This window comes from Blautia sp. OM06-15AC, assembly GCF_003481425.1.
Lineage (GTDB): Bacteria > Bacillota > Clostridia > Lachnospirales > Lachnospiraceae > Fusicatenibacter > Fusicatenibacter saccharivorans.
Genome location: NZ_QULD01000002.1, coordinates 29,481 through 44,991 on the forward strand (window position 1 = coordinate 29,481; position 15,511 = coordinate 44,991).

General features: G+C 47.7%; 15 protein-coding genes and 1 pseudogene. 11 read left to right on the top strand and 5 right to left on the bottom strand.

Translation table 11 applies throughout. From position 1 onward, the window contains the following. Positions 1-41: 41 nt before the first annotated feature. The 3 genes from DXB83_RS03745 to DXB83_RS03755 all read left to right on the top strand — a co-directional run bounded on the left by DXB83_RS03745 (position 42) and on the right by DXB83_RS03755 (position 2,670). Complete coding sequence (locus DXB83_RS03745; RefSeq protein WP_117801829.1) at positions 42-566, top strand: spore maturation protein; 525 nt, start codon at positions 42-44, stop codon at positions 564-566. A gap of 140 nt (positions 567-706) precedes the next feature. Further along, positions 707-1,639, top strand: coding sequence for a cysteine synthase A (gene cysK, locus DXB83_RS03750; protein ID WP_117804466.1), 933 nt, complete (start codon positions 707-709; stop codon positions 1,637-1,639). A 122-nt stretch (positions 1,640-1,761) separates the two neighbouring features. Beyond that, positions 1,762-2,670, top strand: coding sequence for a LysR family transcriptional regulator (locus DXB83_RS03755; RefSeq protein ID WP_055226191.1), 909 nt, complete (start codon positions 1,762-1,764; stop codon positions 2,668-2,670). Between the two features lie 141 nt (positions 2,671-2,811). Here the strand turns inward: DXB83_RS03755 and DXB83_RS17335 are convergent, their stop codons facing one another. Continuing rightward, positions 2,812-2,955: a DUF6783 domain-containing protein gene (locus DXB83_RS17335; protein ID WP_442857932.1), complete on the bottom strand. Its 144-nt coding sequence runs from the start codon at positions 2,953-2,955 to the stop codon at positions 2,812-2,814. Between the two features lie 358 nt (positions 2,956-3,313). Here DXB83_RS17335 and DXB83_RS03760 point away from each other — a divergent pair, with 358 nt between their 5' ends. Then, positions 3,314-4,621, top strand: coding sequence for an O-acetylhomoserine aminocarboxypropyltransferase/cysteine synthase family protein (locus tag DXB83_RS03760; protein WP_117510022.1), 1,308 nt, complete (start codon positions 3,314-3,316; stop codon positions 4,619-4,621). A 118-nt stretch (positions 4,622-4,739) separates the two neighbouring features. Here the strand turns inward: DXB83_RS03760 and DXB83_RS17240 are convergent. Next, positions 4,740-4,994 (bottom strand): annotated as a pseudogene (locus DXB83_RS17240) (beta-galactosidase); the annotation flags it as partial. A 101-nt stretch (positions 4,995-5,095) separates the two neighbouring features. Then, a complete protein-coding gene (locus DXB83_RS03770) occupies positions 5,096-5,995 on the bottom strand; it encodes a LysR family transcriptional regulator (protein WP_055226198.1) in 900 nt (299 codons plus the stop codon). 229 nt (positions 5,996-6,224) lie between these two features. On the opposite strand from DXB83_RS03770, the gene DXB83_RS03775 reads away from it, so the two are divergent. The 6 genes from DXB83_RS03775 (at position 6,225) to DXB83_RS03800 (ending at position 11,545) form a co-directional block, all read left to right on the top strand. Further along, the gene (locus tag DXB83_RS03775) at positions 6,225-7,694 is read left to right on the top strand and encodes a UbiD family decarboxylase (protein ID WP_055226200.1); all 1,470 of its coding nucleotides are present in this window, start codon (positions 6,225-6,227) and stop codon (positions 7,692-7,694) included. Between the two features lie 74 nt (positions 7,695-7,768). Continuing rightward, positions 7,769-9,169: a subtype B tannase gene (locus tag DXB83_RS03780; protein ID WP_118697269.1), complete on the top strand. Its 1,401-nt coding sequence runs from the start codon at positions 7,769-7,771 to the stop codon at positions 9,167-9,169. Between the two features lie 18 nt (positions 9,170-9,187). After that, positions 9,188-9,763: a UbiX family flavin prenyltransferase gene (locus DXB83_RS03785; RefSeq protein ID WP_117510025.1), complete on the top strand. Its 576-nt coding sequence runs from the start codon at positions 9,188-9,190 to the stop codon at positions 9,761-9,763. Then, positions 9,748-10,125, top strand: a complete 378-nt coding sequence (locus DXB83_RS03790) for a hypothetical protein (protein WP_330411396.1) — start codon at positions 9,748-9,750, stop codon at positions 10,123-10,125. The genes DXB83_RS03785 and DXB83_RS03790 overlap by 16 nt, the downstream gene beginning before the upstream one ends. 147 nt (positions 10,126-10,272) lie before the next feature. Then, positions 10,273-10,704, top strand: coding sequence for an RrF2 family transcriptional regulator (locus tag DXB83_RS03795; protein WP_055226207.1), 432 nt, complete (start codon positions 10,273-10,275; stop codon positions 10,702-10,704). A 214-nt stretch (positions 10,705-10,918) separates the two neighbouring features. Continuing rightward, on the top strand, positions 10,919-11,545 hold the full coding sequence (locus tag DXB83_RS03800) for a GntR family transcriptional regulator (RefSeq protein WP_055267169.1): 627 nt from the start codon (positions 10,919-10,921) through the stop codon (positions 11,543-11,545). Positions 11,546-11,640: 95 nt separating this feature from the next. Here the strand turns inward: DXB83_RS03800 and DXB83_RS03805 are convergent, their stop codons facing one another. Both DXB83_RS03805 and DXB83_RS03810 read right to left on the bottom strand, forming a co-directional pair. Next, the gene (locus DXB83_RS03805) at positions 11,641-12,399 is read right to left on the bottom strand and encodes a response regulator transcription factor (protein WP_055226214.1); all 759 of its coding nucleotides are present in this window, start codon (positions 12,397-12,399) and stop codon (positions 11,641-11,643) included. An 84-nt stretch (positions 12,400-12,483) separates the two neighbouring features. Next, on the bottom strand, positions 12,484-14,151 hold the full coding sequence (locus DXB83_RS03810) for a sensor histidine kinase (RefSeq protein ID WP_158565836.1): 1,668 nt from the start codon (positions 14,149-14,151) through the stop codon (positions 12,484-12,486). 403 nt (positions 14,152-14,554) lie between these two features. Here DXB83_RS03810 and DXB83_RS03815 point away from each other — a divergent pair, with 403 nt between their 5' ends. Beyond that, complete coding sequence (locus tag DXB83_RS03815) at positions 14,555-15,511, top strand: ABC transporter permease (RefSeq protein ID WP_055226218.1); 957 nt, start codon at positions 14,555-14,557, stop codon at positions 15,509-15,511.

Genomic DNA, 15,511 nt, shown 5'->3' on the forward strand with positions numbered 1-15,511 from the left:
TCGGAGTGTATCTGATAGGATTTTTCTGGGGAGGGGATTTTTTGCGTTTTCTTTCGGCGCTTTCAGATCTGATGGTTCCCGTGCTGATTTTTTATGTGGTCGGACTGGGGCTTTTGATGAAACAGGATGTGTTCGGCGATTTTCTGAACGGGGCGAAGGACGGCATGCGGACGGTGATCGGAATTGTGCCGACCTTAATCGGGCTGATGGCGGCGGTCGGCGTGCTGCGGTCATCGGGATTTCTGGAGGAATTTGGAAAACTGCTTGGAACCGTGCTGGAACCGGCGGGAATCCCGTCTGCGCTGGTACCGCTCGGTGTTGTGCGTCTCTTTTCCAACAGCGCGGCGGTGGGTCTTCTGCTGGATCTCTACAAAGAGGCGGGCTGTGACTCCTTTGCCGGACGGGCGGCATCGATTATGATGTCGTGCACGGAGACGGTTTTTTATACCATGGCAGTCTATTTTGGCGCGGTGCAGATCAAAAAAACACGGTACACATTGGCGGGCGCCTTGTTCTCTTCTCTTGTCGGAATGGCGGTCAGTATTGCCCTGGCAAAGGGAGTGTAAGGATCTTTTCTAATCATACCAGTGAAATGTGTTGACATTTCCATCCAATTGGAATAAGATGGAACCAACTTAAAACATACAAACTCAATAGGAAATAAGGAAATAGAGAAAAGAGCGCAAAAGTAAGGAGGAAATCAACGATGGCAAAGGTATATGACAGCATTCTGGATCTTGTGGGAAAGACACCGCTGGTAGAGTTGAAAAGAATTGAAGAAAAAGAAGGACTGCAGGCGAAACTGATCGCAAAGGTAGAATCCTTTAACCCGGCAGGTAGCGTAAAAGACCGTATTGCAAAAGCGATGATCGAGGACGCTGAGGCAAAAGGTCTCTTAAAAGAAGGCTCGGTTATCATTGAGCCGACCTCCGGAAACACTGGAATCGGACTGGCAGCGGCAGCAACCGTAAAAGGCTATCGCATGATCCTTACCATGCCGGAGACAATGAGTGTGGAGCGCCGCAATATTGTAAAAGCATACGGCGCAGAAGTTGTTCTGACCGATGGAACGAAGGGAATGAAGGGTGCAATCGAGAAAGCCGATGAGCTTGCCAAAGAGATTCCGAACAGCTTTATCGCAGGCCAGTTTGTGAACCCGGCAAACCCGGCAACCCACAAAAAGACAACAGGACCGGAGATCTGGGAAGACACCGACGGAGAGGTTGATATCTTTGTTGCAGGTGTCGGCACCGGCGGAACCATCACCGGAACGGGTGAATATTTAAAAGAGAAAAAACCGGAAGTAAAAATCGTAGCAGTAGAACCGGCATCCTCCCCGGTACTGTCCGACGGTGTTTCCGGACCGCACAAAATCCAGGGAATTGGCGCAGGCTTTGTGCCGGATACACTGAACACCAGCATTTACGATGAAATCATCAAAGTAGAAAATGAGGACGCTTTCGAGACCGGAAGATATCTGGCAGCCGAGGAAGCGATTCTCGCAGGAATTTCCTCCGGAGCAGCTCTGTATGCGGCGATCCAGCTCGCAAAACGAGAGGAAAATAAAGGCAAAACCATCGTTGTGCTCCTGCCGGATAACGGAGACAGATACTATTCCACAGCCCTGTTTGCCAAATAAAAGGGAACAGCTTCAGATTTTAAAATAATAGATATCAGCGAACACTGCCATCCGCGGCATTTTCTCTCCACCGCGAATGGCAGTTTCGCATATTAATTTATACCAGAAAGGGAACTTTACTTATGACATTACAACAGCTTCGCTACGTAATTCGGGCCGCAGATTCCAGATCCATGAATGAGGCGGCAAAGGCACTCTATATTTCACAGCCGAGTCTCTCCGGAGCAATCAAGGAGCTGGAAAAAGAGATTGGAATTGAGCTGTTCAAGCGCAGCAGCCACGGAACAGTACTGACCCCGGAGGGCGAGGAGTTTCTGGGTTACGCACGTCAGGTCACAGACCAGTATCAGCTTCTCGAGAACCGCTATATTTATCGCACCAAGGGAAAGAAAAAATTCAGCGTGTCGATGCAGCATTACAGTTTTGCCGTAAAGGCGTTTGTGGAGCTGGTGAAGCAGTTTGGTATGGATGAGTACGAGTTTGCGGTTTATGAGACGAGAACGTATGATGTGCTGATGGATGTAAAGAACTTCAAGAGCGAGCTTGGGATCTTATATCGGAATGACTTTAATGCGAAGGTGCTGAACAAGCTGCTGAAGGACAATAACCTTGAGTTCCACGACCTGTTTTCCTGTGGAACGTACGTCTATCTCTGGAAGGATCATCCGCTTGCAGATCAGGCAGAGATCACTATGGAGGAGCTAAAGGAATATCCGTGCCTGTCCTTTGATCAGGGAAGCAACAATTCGTTCTTCCTGGCAGAGGAAGTGCTTTCGACGTATGAATATAAGAGAATCATTAAGGCAAATGACCGTGCGACCATGCTGAATCTGATGGTCGGACTGAATGGCTATACGCTCTGCTCCGGCATTATCTGTGAGGAATTAAACGGCAGTGATTACCGCGCGGTGCCGCTTCATGCAGAGGAAAACATGATGATCGGTTATGTTTCCAGGAAGGGTATGTCGATCAGCGCACTGGGACAGCAGTATTTGGAAGAAATTCGGAAATATAAGGAGCTTGTGCTGTAAAAAAGGAGAAACAAGAAGACTTTAACCGAATCAAGTAAGTCCCCTGCTTCCATTGCGAAAAGCAATAAGCAGTGGGTGGGGACTTGCTTGTATCAGGAGTGGTACAAGTCACTCCTGATAAGCTGCGAAGCAGCTATTCGGTTATGAGCAAGTAGCGAAGCGGATTGCGAATATCCGCTTTGACTCTTCGGAGTGTGTTTGAAAAAGGCTTTTCGCAAGCTGCGAGTCCCATCTTGTGGGAGATGAATTGCATTTGTTATCTTGTTTTATGTAGCATGATTGGATATAGAAATTTCAGAAGAAAAAATATTGGCGATAAAGAATAGCTATAGGAAAACCCTATAACCAGCCATCAATTTTCTATATTGGACAAAGCAGAAGACTGTCGCTATAATAATCCTTGTAAACAGATAGGAAATATCACCAAAACGAGAGGAAGCGAAGTGAATGAGAGCAGTTTTCGCAGAGAATCGAATTGTGATCTATGATGTCATGTGTTGCAGTGTAAGCAGATAAAACCGAAAGAAAACGGAGCCGCATTGCAGCATGGACAAAACAAGATGGCAACCGGTTCCGATAAATAATAGAAAATCGAACATGAAAAGAAATAGAAAAACGAAAAACAGAACAGGAGAATACAATCATGAGCAAAAAAACAAGAGCAGAAAGAAATCTTAAATTTGAAACCTTACAGCTTCACGTAGGACAGGAAAATCCGGATCCGGCAACCGGAGCAAGAGCAGTGCCGATCTATCAGACCTCTTCTTTCGTATTCAACAACTCCGATCACGCAGCAGCAAGATTCGGACTCCAGGATGCAGGAAACATCTACGGCCGTCTGACCAACCCGACAGAGGATGTTTTCGAGCAGAGAATGGCAGCACTGGAGGGCGGCGTTGCGGCACTTGCAGTAGCTTCCGGAGCAGCAGCTATCAACTACACCATCATCAACCTGGCACAGAAAGGTGACCATATCGTATCTGCAAAGAACATTTACGGTGGTTCCTACAACCTTCTGGCACACACCCTTCCACAGTACGGCATCAGCACCACATTTGTTGATGTATTCGATCTGGATGAGGTTCGCGCAGCCGTTCAGGAGAACACAAAAGCAATCTACATCGAGACGCTTGGAAACCCGAACTCCGATGTGGTAGATATCGAAGCACTCGCAAAAATCGCACATGAGAATAAAATCCCGCTGGTTGTAGACAACACCTTCGCAACTCCGTATCTGGTTCGCCCGATCGAGTACGGCGCAGATATCGTTGTACATTCCGCAACCAAATTTATCGGCGGTCACGGAACTACCCTTGGCGGTGTGATCGTAGACAGCGGTAAATTCGACTGGGAGGGATCCGGCAAATTCGCATCCCTGACCGAGCCAAACCCGAGCTACCACGGCATCAGCTTTACAAAAGCAGTTGGACCTGCTGCATTCGTTACAAAAGTACGTGCGATCCTTCTTCGTGATACAGGAGCAACTCTTTCTCCGTTCAATTCCTTCCTGCTTCTGCAGGGACTTGAGACACTGTCTCTCCGTGTAGAGCGTCATGTAGAGAACGCGCTGAAGGTTGTAAAATATCTGGAGAGCCAGCCACAGGTAGAAAAAGTACATCATCCGTCTGTATCCGATGATCCGGAGCAGCAGGCACTGTACGCAAAATACTTCCCGAACGGCGGCGGTTCCATCTTCACCTTCGAAATCAAAGGTGATGCACAGAAAGCAAAAGATTTCATCGACAATCTGGAGCTGTTCTCCCTGCTGGCTAACGTTGCCGATGTAAAATCTCTGGTGATCCATCCGGCAACCACTACACACAGCCAGTGCACCGAGGAAGAACTGCTGGATCAGGGAATCAAACCAAACACCATCCGTCTTTCCATCGGTACCGAGAACATCGACGATATCATCGAGGATCTGGATGAGGCATTTGAGGCAGTTCAGTAAAAAGGATACAAAGTAAAAGAGAATATAAAAAAGCATACAAAAAAAAGAAGCGTGTTTGAAAAAACAAACATGCTTCTTTTTTGGGCTTAGATAAACCGCATGGGAAATTATGATGCCAGAGCGTATTATGAATCGAATGCCAGTGCCAGTACATGACGCTGTTTGCACCGGAGGCAAGATGGCTGTAAGCCTGCTGGCGGAGCTGGCCCTTGTATGGCATCCATCCTGGAAATTCCTGTGCCTCGGTTTCCATAACAAGATAGTTGTCGTTTTTCAGAGAACGAATCATATCACCGCCAAAAGCGATTTCCGCACCGGTCAGATCGTCCTGGATCGGATGGTAAATATCGGTTCCGGCGATCGTCAGACATTTTACCAGCTATTTTTGTTTTTGCCTGCTATTAACCATAGGTCTGTCTCATGCTGCGTCAGCGTTACGCCGCTGGCATGTTTGAAAGCACCAGAAGCGTGTTTTTATACGGGATTTTGAATAAAAAAGACAAATGATTTCAGCGTCTGTGCAGAGATATTTCCCGGCTTTTTTGATGCTTTCATTTTGAGCGGATACGCGGCACCGATCACAAGAGGCGGTGCGTCGCGCAGAGGAACGGCGGTGACGTTTGGGTGGTGGAACAATGCAAAGTTACTCCCGGCAAACAGGCTTAAGGCTTCGCCGACTTCCACGGAGCTTATCATGGATTCCAGGCGGGCAGTGCGCAGGATGTGCGGCTTTTGGTCTGCCTTTTCAAATAGTTGCATACAGAGCTGATAAATCGAGGTATAGGGATGCATAAGAATCAGAGGTTCTCTGGCAATGTCAGCGATTGTCAGGGAAGATTTTTCTGCAAGCGGATGATCGATGGGGAGCATCACACAGAGACGATCCTTTGCGAGAGGTACAAAGTGATATTTCTGCGGTGAAATCATGGAATCCCGTGCAATGACAAGATCAAAACGACCGGACTGCAGACCGTCCATCAGCTCGTTTTCTTCACACTCTTCCAGCATCAGTTCAACCTCCGGATGCGTATGTGCGAAAGCGCGGATGCGGGAGGTGAGATGATACTGCGTCAGAAACGGAAGAGAGCCGACGCGGAGCGGCTGGCGTTCCGACTCTTTAAAGTGGCGCATTTTCTGCAGCATCTGATGATACTGGCGGGAGAGCTCTGAGGCTTCCTGGCAGAACAGCTTGCCTGCCGGAGTCAGAACCGCCTGGCGGCGGGTGCGGTCGAAGAGGGTGAGATTCAGTTCGGATTCCAGCTTCTGGATCTGCTTCGAGAGCGTGGACTGTGCGATATGAAGATTTTCTGCAGCTTCTAAAAAAGTGTCGCATCGGACGGTCATCAGAAAAAAGTCGATCTGTTCCATGGTCATAAGAGAGAACCTCCTTTTGAAAATCATTCCATTTCATTCATTCCATTCTGGAAACAATTGTACCACAGATCGAATTGATTCCACAAAGGTTTCTTTTTAAAATAAAAAAGGATAAAACATGCAGCAGGGAAAGTGGATGGAGAGGATCCGATGGATTTGCTGGCTGAATGGAGTACAAAAAAGAACATTCTATGAGATAGTTTTGATTTGGGGAATAAGGAGAATGATTATGGCTGAAAAAGTAAGAGATCTGCGCAGTGCGCTGGAACGATTGAAAAATATGCCGGGACAGCTTGCCGAGACGGATGTTGCAGTTGATCCGATGGCGGAGCTTGCCGGAGTTTACCGCTATGTCGGCGCGGGCGGAACGGTAAAACGTCCGACGAAAGAAGGACCGGCAATGATTTTCCGCAATATCAAAGGCCACCCGGACGCAAGTGTTGCGATCGGTGTCCTGGCGAGCCGGAAGCGTGTGGCTGCACTTCTGGACTGTGAGCCGGAGAATCTTGGGAAAATGCTGTATCACAGCGTGGAAAAGCCGGTTGCACCGGTGGAATTTCAGGGTGCGCCGCCGTGTCAGGAGGTTGTGCATCTGGCGACGGATCCCGATTTTGATCTGAACCGCCTCGTCCCGGCACCGACCAACACGCCGGATGACGCAGGCCCGTACATCACGCTTGGCATGTGTTACGCTTCTCACCCGGATACCGGGCTGCACGATGTGACGATTCACCGTCTCTGTATTCAGGGAAAAGACGAACTTTCGATTTTCTTCACGCCGGGTGCACGCCATATCGGCGCGATGGCAGACCGTGCGGAGGAGCTTGGCCAGAAACTGCCGATTTCCATCAGCATCGGCGTCGATCCTGCGATTGAGATCGGTTCCTGCTTTGAGCCGCCGACAACACCGCTTGGTTACGATGAGCTTTCGGTTGCAGGTGCGCTGCGGAAAGAGCCGGTGGAACTGTGCCATTGCGTTTCGGTAAATGAGATGGCAATTGCGAATGCAGAGTATGTGATCGAGGGCGAGGTTATCCCGGGCGTGCGTGTGCAGGAAGATCAGAACAGCCACACCGGTTACGCCATGCCGGAATTTCCGGGTTATACCGGTCCGGCGAGCGATCAGTGCCGCCTGATTAAAGTAAAAGCGGTAACACACCGGCGAAATCCGATCATGCAGACCTGCATCGGACCAAGCGAGGAACATGTTTCCATGGCGGGCATTCCGACGGAAGCGAGTATCTATGGCATGGTAGAAAAAGCAATGCCGGGACGACTCCGGAATGTGTACTGTGGTTCTGCGGGCGGCGGAAAATATATGGCTGTTCTTCAATTTAAAAAGCTTGGTCCAAGTGATGAGGGAAGACAGCGTCAGGCGGCGCTGCTGGCTTTTTCTGCATTCAGTGAACTGAAACATGTATTTCTCGTGGATGAGGACGTGGACTGCTTCGATATGAACGATGTCCTTTGGGCAATGAACACACGATTCCAGGGCGATGCGGATATCATCACGATCCCAGGTGTCCGGTGTCATCCGCTCGATCCGTCAAACGATCCGACGTGTTCGCCATCGATCCGCGATCACGGAATTGCATGCAAGACAATTTTTGACTGTACCGTGCCGTATGATCAGAAGAAAAGATTTGTGCGGGCGAGGTTTCTGGAAGTTGATCCGAAACACTGGCTGGACGAGGAATAAAAGCATGTTTTGCAAAAAAATGTTATATTGTGTTCTAAAAAGTATATTTTGTCAAAAAAGGAGAGTAGCCTGGTATGCTGAAATTTGAGAAAAACGATTATACAATAGAAGAAGTAACACTGTGTGGCGAGACGATCCGGTTTCGGGCGTTCCGCGACCTGATTTATGTGGAAAAACCGGTTAATGAAGAGTTTCAGAAGATGAATCTTTTTGTGCCGGAATGCTATTATGAGGGAGCATCCCTGCATGGCTATGATTTAGGGAGCGCGCCGGTTTTCATGCCGAATACGGTCGGCGGCTACATGCCGGGTCCGGCGGATGAGCCTGGAACGAATCCATTTTTACAGGGCAGACCCAACACGATTTTTCGTGCACTGCAGCACGGCTATGTTGTGGCATCCCCGGCAATCCGCGGCAGAGTGCAGAAGGGGGCAGATGGCCGGTACAACGGAAAAGCACCATCCTGCGTGGTTGATTATAAAGCAGCCGTGCGATATCTCCACTTTTTCGCGGATGAGCTGCCTGGCGATGCGAGCAAAATTATCACCAATGGAACGAGTGCCGGAGGTGCGCTGTCATCCCTGATGGGAAGCACGGGAAATCACCCGGACTATGAGCCGTATCTGCAGGCACTTGGCGCGGCGGATGCCGGAGATAACGTGTTTGCGGCTTCCTGCTACTGCCCAATCACAAACCTTGAACACGCAGACATGGCGTATGAATGGGAATTTTGCGGAGTAAATGATTTTCACCGTGCCAACATGAAAATGGATGAGGGCGGCCGCCCGGTTTTCACACCGGTGGATGGCGAGATGACGAAAGAACAGATCCTTGTTTCGGCAGAGGAAAAAGCAATGTTTCCGGCATATGTAAACAGCCTTGGATTGAAGGATGAAAACGGAGATCCACTGACACTTGATGCAGACGGAGAAGGATCCCTGAAGGAATATGTAAAACGCGTTGTGATGGAATCTGCGCAGAGAGCGTCTGACCAGGGTGTGGATTTATCAGATAAACCATGGCTGATCGTCGAGAACGGCAAAGTGCAGGGCATGGATTTTACCGCTTATGTCAAAGACATCACCCGGATGAAAACGGCACCTGCTTTTGATGCGCTGGATCTGGAAAGCCCGGAGAATGATCTGTTTGGAAACGAGACGACAAACTGCCGTCACTTCACGGAATACAGCACAGCACACACGAAAGCACAGGGCGCGTGTGCGGAAGCAGAAGTTGTGAAAATGATGAATCCAATGGAATACATTATGGACGAAAAAGCAGAAAAAGCACAGCATTTCCGCATCCGCCACGGCGAGTGCGACCGCGACACCTCTCTGGTGATCTCGGCGATGCTGGTATTAAAACTTCGTGAGGCAGGCTGTGAGGTGGATTACCATTCCCCATGGAATACACCGCATGCGGGCGACTACGATCTCGACGAGTTATTCGCATGGATTGACGGAATCTGTGGATAAAAGGAAGGAACGAGACGGATGGCTGTGGAAAAACGGATTGTAGTTGGCGCTTCCGGGGCGAGTGGAATGCCGCTGCTGATGAAGTGCCTTGAAATTCTGCGGGATAGTGAGGAATACCGTTCCCTTCTGGTGATGAGCCGCAGTGCAAAGCTGACGCTGGAACAGGAGACAGACTGGAGTGTTTCGCAGGTGGAAGCGCTGGCAGATGAAGTACTCGAGCAGGACAACATCGGTGCAGGCCCGGCGAGCGGGTCGTACCGGACGGAAGGCATGGTGATTGTGCCGTGCAGCATGAAAACGGCGGCCGGTATTGTAAGCGGATACACCGACAATCTGCTGCTGCGCGCGGCGGATGTGACCATCAAAGAAAAACGTCCGCTCGTGCTGGCAGCGCGGGAGACACCGATGAGTGAGATTCATCTGCGGAATCTGTACGAGCTGTCACGCATGTCAAATGTGTGGATTGTTCCGCCAATGATGACGTTTTATCAGAAACCGGAGTCGATTGACGATATGGTGACGCATCTGGCGGCGAAGCTGCTGTCGCCGTTCGGCGTGGAAGTGAAGGAGTATCGGAGATGGAAGGGATGCTGACGAAAAAGGCAACAGCCGCAGGATGCATGATGGAAGTGACGGTAATGAAGATTGGTGAGGACTTTCAGATCTGTCTCGCCGGAGGAGAAAAGCCGCATATCGGCTGTGTAGTGCAGGCCGTACCACGGGAATCGCTGACCGGAGACGGGAGCTGGAGTGCGACTTCCTCGGTGTGGAACCGCACCGGACATAAAGATGAGGTACTGTGCCGGATGCTGGCGGAAAAAATCTGTTGTGCCTGCCGTACCGTGACCGTCTGCACCGGTGGCGTGCATATCGATGAAATTACCGGAGAGCAGATCCGGGAGATTGTGGATGCGGTAGAGAAGATGGGAGAAGAGATTGCGCAGGATTTGAGATGATAAGTAAGCATGGAAAGCGGATAAAAAGTCATTGCATTTTTCGGACATGCTTTGGTTTTGTGTTATATTTCCTATTGAATATGTAGAGAATATGGGATAAAATAAAAGAAAGTATTTTTATCATGACATATATTCGGAGGAAATAAAATGAAAGTTTCGACAAGAGGACGGTATGCGCTTCGTCTGATGCTGGATCTGGCACTCAACAATACCGGCGAACCGGTGCGTTTGAAAGATGTGGCAAAGCGGCAGGAGATTTCGGAAAAATATCTGGAACAGATCATCTCGATTTTGAATAAAGCTGGTTTCGTAAAAAGTGTGCGCGGCCCGGCGGGCGGTTATTCCCTGAAACGAAAGCCGGAAGAATATACCGTGGGAATGATCCTGCGTCTGACCGAGGGTAGCCTTGCGCCGGTGGACTGTGTAGAAGACGGCGCCGACTGCGGCAGGGAAGATCAGTGCGTTACGGTGATGCTCTGGAAAAAACTGAACGATGCCATCAACAGTGTGGTGGACAATATTACGCTGGCAGATCTGGTGGAATGGCAGATGCAGAAGTCGAATGAGTATGTGATCTGACGGCAGACAGAATAAGCGATAACGTCCAATGAGGGAACAGAAGAGGGAAAATGGTGAAAACATCATTTTCCTCTTTTTTACCGGTAAAAATCTGGGAGCACGGCATTTACAAGCAAAAAAAAATTTGTTAAGATAAAAAACAGGGCGCATTTGGAGAAGAAAAAAATCAGGATGCGCAAAAGTGAAGAAAATAAAAGATAAGGAGTTTCCCCTTATGAAAAAACAACAGGAAAGCCTTAAAAATATGGTATATCAGGCCATTTTGAACGGCATTTTTACCGATGAATATAAACCCAATCAAATTATCAACGAGCAGGAGCTGGTACAGAAATTCGGCTGCAGCAAGACGCCAATCCGTGAAGCACTGGTGACGCTCTGCAACGAGGGAATTCTCCACAGCTTCCCGCGCTTCGGCTACCAGGTTGTCAGCGTGTCCCGCGAAGAGGCACAGAATATTCTGGATTTCCGCCTTGTTCTCGAGGGCGGATATCTTCGTCAGTCGATCGGACATATCACCGAAGAAAATCTGGCGGAGCTTGCCGAGATTGATGAGAGATGCAAGCAGAGCACCGACAGCGTCTGGGATCACTGGGAGGCAAATACAGCATTCCATCTGAAGCTGATTTCCTTCTCCGGCAACGCTTACGCATATCAGGAGCTTGAACGCACCATGAACGTCTTAAAACGCGCTTACGCCCAGTTTTACTGGCAGACCTGGTCCAACGTAAACCCGGCACTGGACATTGCGCATCATAACGATATTATGCAGAGTATCCGGGAGAAAGATCTGGAGAAGACGCAGAACTATCTGAAAGAGGATCTGGCGGATTTTTGTGGGTAAGAAATGAGACAGAGTGTATGGAAACGAAGAATTCCAATACACTCTGTTTTTTTGTGCGCTGGAGACCTTTTCCAGGCACGCTCCAGGGCTCGTGATTATCCATGAAAATGCTTCTCCCGATACTGCTGCGGTGTCACTCCACTGCTTTTCTTGAACTGCCGGTAAAAGTAGGAAACGTTTGCGATTCCGATCTGGTCACAGATTTGCTGGGGGGAGAAGCTGGTGGTGGCAAGCAGACGTTTTGCGGTTGTCATACGTTCGTCCATGATGTAGCTACTGAGCGACGCTCCTGTTTTCGTACTGAAAATGTGGGACAGGTAGTCCGGGTTCATGTGGATTTTCTCGGCGATGGAGGTGCGGCCCAGTTCAGGATCGGAAAGATGCGAACGGATATAGTCCTTGATGACGCTGATCGGGTCCGAGGCATCGGTGGAGAGGTGCTCTTCCATATTCAGCCGCTCTTTCTCATACCATGCATTTTTTTTCACCTCCTGCACAGCCGCCGCCAGCTTTTCCATAAGCTGATCCGGGTCGATTGGTTTTAACAGGTAGGAGAAAATATGTAAATTCAGCGCTTCCTGCGCATAATCAAATCGCTGATGGCCGGTCAGAACGAGTACGATGGGATGAAAATTGTTCTCATGCAGCCATTCCACTAACTGCAGACCGGTTTCGCGCGGCATTTCGATGTCAGTCAAAAGAATATCAATATCCTGGGAACCCTCAAAAATTCGTTTTGCCTGGCTGGCACTGTAGGCAGGAAACGCCTGCTCAATCCCGAGCGCCGACCAGTCTGTCGTTTCGATAATGTTTTTCACAATATAATATTCATCATCCACTACTAAAATGTTCATTGTAAAAGCCCTGTTCCTTTCTTCCGTTTCGCATGGATTTGAATCGTTACAAAAAGCAAGCCGAAAGCCTTTTTCAAACAAGCTTTAGCTCTCGTTTCTTTTGCAGGGGACCTGAGGTGTGTCGGAAGCATGTGAAAAAAGAGGTTCCGATGTTTCAATTTTGCTTTCCGGCGGATTGCCATCCTCCCGGTATGGAATGTATGGAATCGTAACCTCTGATCTTGCACCCCATCCGGGTTCGTTGGAAAAATGCGCATGGGCTTTTTCTCCATAAACAAGATAAAGCCGTTTGAGCAGATTGTAGGTTCCGATTTTTTTTCCATCAAAGTCATGAACCTGCTGGGAAACTGGCCGGTTCAGGTATTCCAGATCCTCTTCAAAATAACCACTGCCGGAGTCGAGATGAGTGAGAACCACATATTTTTCACCATTGCGCTCCACAAGGCTGCCGGTGATACGGACACGGAGCTCTTCGCCCATGATCATGTTGTGCTTGATGGTATTTTCTGTAAACATCAGCAGAATGATCGGAAAAACAGAAGCATTCCTGCATTTCTCATCCACATGGATTTCCCAGTTCAGACAGCCTGGAAACCGCAGTTCTGTCATCTCCAGAAAATTTTCTACGTATTTCAGTTCTTCTTTCAAAGGAACGGCTGTCTTATCCTGCAGGGTGTACCGCAAATGATTCGAAAGTGTGCGGACGAATTCATTTGTGAGCCGCCTTCCTTCTTCCGTGAATGGCATTGATGCGATTGCGGAGAGACAGTTGATCAGAGAGTGCGGCGCTACCTGGGATTTCAGATACTGAATCTCCAGTGCCTTCAGATTTAATTTATCCTCATAAACATTGATTTTTAACTTCTCAATTCGATTCATCAGCTTATTCAGTGTTTCACCGATTTCCAGAACCTCCTCACACCGCTCATTGGAAAGATCCGGGTGCGGCACCTGTTGTTCCTCTTTGACCTGTGATGCCATTTTCCGGATCAGATCAAGAGGCTTTGAAATCAGGTGTTCATAGGAAACGGTCCATAAAAGAGAAACCACGAAAATCAGCAGAGCACCCCCGAGCAGAAGCTTGAGCATATTGTAAATAGGAGTGTTGACTTCTTCGGAGGGGATGAGTGCATTTAAGGAGCAGGTAGAAGAAGGAAGCTTTTCAGCGACCTGTAAATATTGTATACCGTCCTTTCCGCGGATCCGATGAGATTTCTGGGTAGAAAAGTCGGTAGACAGTTTAAAATCGGACCAGCTTTCGTTGTCGTATGGAATACCATTTTCATCAGCAAACAGAAAAATGGTATTTGAATCATCAAATGGAGTATTCAGTTCATCCAGACGGATCCAGGCACCAAGATAGCCATGGAGATCATTGATAATTCGGATCAGATAGGTATGGCGTTCCAGCTCTATATAATACCAACTCTTGAAGTTGAGAGCGGAGGCGTCCTCTCCCGACTGACGTAAAAGCTTTTTCATGTAGGAACTACAGTCATTGGAGCCCCCATTTTTATAGCGGCAGACAAAATGGTCGTTTGCTTTTCCATAAACAAACATACCGTCAATGTCTGTCATGTAACTTAAAGTATTATCCAAAAGCCTGGAGGCTTTAATCTGGGAAATCACTGCGTTTGGGTTGTTTTTGGAAGTGATCGTATCGACAACATCAGTATTGTTATTAGCGAATTCCCAGAGACAGTTTTCAGCAGTTTCCATACTCTTATTTAACTGCTGGACATAAAGATCCATTGTCTGATGAATTCCCTGGTAGGTTTCATGCTGAAGCTGTTTGGAAATATAAAAAATTAAAAACAGCAATAAAATACTGAACATTATTAAAATACGCATCCAATACCAAAATGCTTTTTTCTTTAGGGAATATATTTTGTGTTTGTGCATAGTGTGGTCAAAAAAATTGAAGTTTAGTGAAAAAGTACGATGTTTTGATGAATTCAAGAAGGATGCCTCCGTAATTATATATAATTTGCACATAGATTCTAAGAAAAGTGCAATAAAACCTAAGCAATGTGAATTGCTAAAAAGTTTATTAAAATTATATAATAACAACAGTTGATAGTCAAAGCAATTTTGTTCGAACATACTTGCAACGACAAAAAAACGAGAAAACAAAGAGGAAACGAGGAGGAAAAACATGGCATCTTTAAAAAAATCCCATGCATCATCCGGGAGCAGCCACAGCAAAGCAGCAAAATTCAAACGATACCTTCCGCTGTATCTGATGTTCCTTCCAGGCGCGATCTATCTGCTCATTAACAATTATATTCCGATGGCAGGCATTATCGTAGCATTTAAGAAGTACAATGCCCGTTTGGGAATCTGGAAGAGCCCGTTCTGCGGACTGGCGAACTTTGAATTTCTGTTTGCATCATCGGATGCATGGACTATTACAAGAAATACGTTACTTTACAATCTGGCGTTTATTGTTCTGAACACGGTAGTCGGAATTATTTTTGCAATCTTTATCTGCGATACGTTTAATAAAAAATTAAAGAAAATTTATCAGAGTGCAATCTTGTTTCCATATCTGATGTCGGCTGTTATTCTTGGCTACATTGTATATGCATTTTTAAGTCAGAGTACAGGTATTGTAAACAATTCGATTTTAAGTGCACTTGGAAAAGATGCTGTGAACTGGTATGCAGAACCGAAATACTGGCCGTTCATTCTGATTTTTGTAAATACCTGGAAGGGTGTAGGATATGGATGTCTGATCTACATATCTACCATCAATGGCATTGATCCGTCTCTGTATGAGGCAGCTTCTCTGGATGGCGCAACCAAATGGCAGCAGATCAAAAACATTACGCTTCCATTCCTGAAACCAACCGTAATCACCCTGACATTGATGAGTGTCGGCCGTATCTTCTATTCCGATTTCGGTCTGTTCTATCAGGTACCACGTGATTCAGGACTTCTGTACTCGGCAACCAATGTTATTGATACCTACGTATACCGCGGCCTGATGAAATCCGGAAATGTCGGAATGTCTGCAGCAGCCGGCTTCTATCAGTCCATCATCGGATTTATCATTGTCCTTACCGCAAACGGAATCGTACGTAAAGTCAGCAAAGAAAACGCAATGTTCTAA

Bases quoted from the DNA above. Each gene is read 5' to 3' on its own strand.
- cysK (WP_117804466.1), top strand. From the start codon at position 707: ATGGCAAAGGTATATGACAGCATTCTGGATCTTGTGGGAAAGACACCG.
- DXB83_RS03755 (WP_055226191.1), top strand. From the start codon at position 1,762: ATGACATTACAACAGCTTCGCTACGTAATTCGGGCCGCAGATTCCAGA.
- DXB83_RS03760 (WP_117510022.1), top strand. From the start codon at position 3,314: ATGAGCAAAAAAACAAGAGCAGAAAGAAATCTTAAATTTGAAACCTTA.
- DXB83_RS03770 (WP_055226198.1), bottom strand. From the start codon at position 5,995: ATGACCATGGAACAGATCGACTTTTTTCTGATGACCGTCCGATGCGAC.
- DXB83_RS03775 (WP_055226200.1), top strand. From the start codon at position 6,225: ATGGCTGAAAAAGTAAGAGATCTGCGCAGTGCGCTGGAACGATTGAAA.
- DXB83_RS03780 (WP_118697269.1), top strand. From the start codon at position 7,769: ATGCTGAAATTTGAGAAAAACGATTATACAATAGAAGAAGTAACACTG.
- DXB83_RS03785 (WP_117510025.1), top strand. From the start codon at position 9,188: ATGGCTGTGGAAAAACGGATTGTAGTTGGCGCTTCCGGGGCGAGTGGA.
- DXB83_RS03790 (WP_330411396.1), top strand. From the start codon at position 9,748: ATGGAAGGGATGCTGACGAAAAAGGCAACAGCCGCAGGATGCATGATG.
- DXB83_RS03795 (WP_055226207.1), top strand. From the start codon at position 10,273: ATGAAAGTTTCGACAAGAGGACGGTATGCGCTTCGTCTGATGCTGGAT.
- DXB83_RS03800 (WP_055267169.1), top strand. From the start codon at position 10,919: ATGAAAAAACAACAGGAAAGCCTTAAAAATATGGTATATCAGGCCATT.
- DXB83_RS03805 (WP_055226214.1), bottom strand. From the start codon at position 12,399: ATGAACATTTTAGTAGTGGATGATGAATATTATATTGTGAAAAACATT.
- DXB83_RS03810 (WP_158565836.1), bottom strand. From the start codon at position 14,151: ATGGATCTTTATGTCCAGCAGTTAAATAAGAGTATGGAAACTGCTGAA.
- DXB83_RS03815 (WP_055226218.1), top strand. From the start codon at position 14,555: ATGGCATCTTTAAAAAAATCCCATGCATCATCCGGGAGCAGCCACAGC.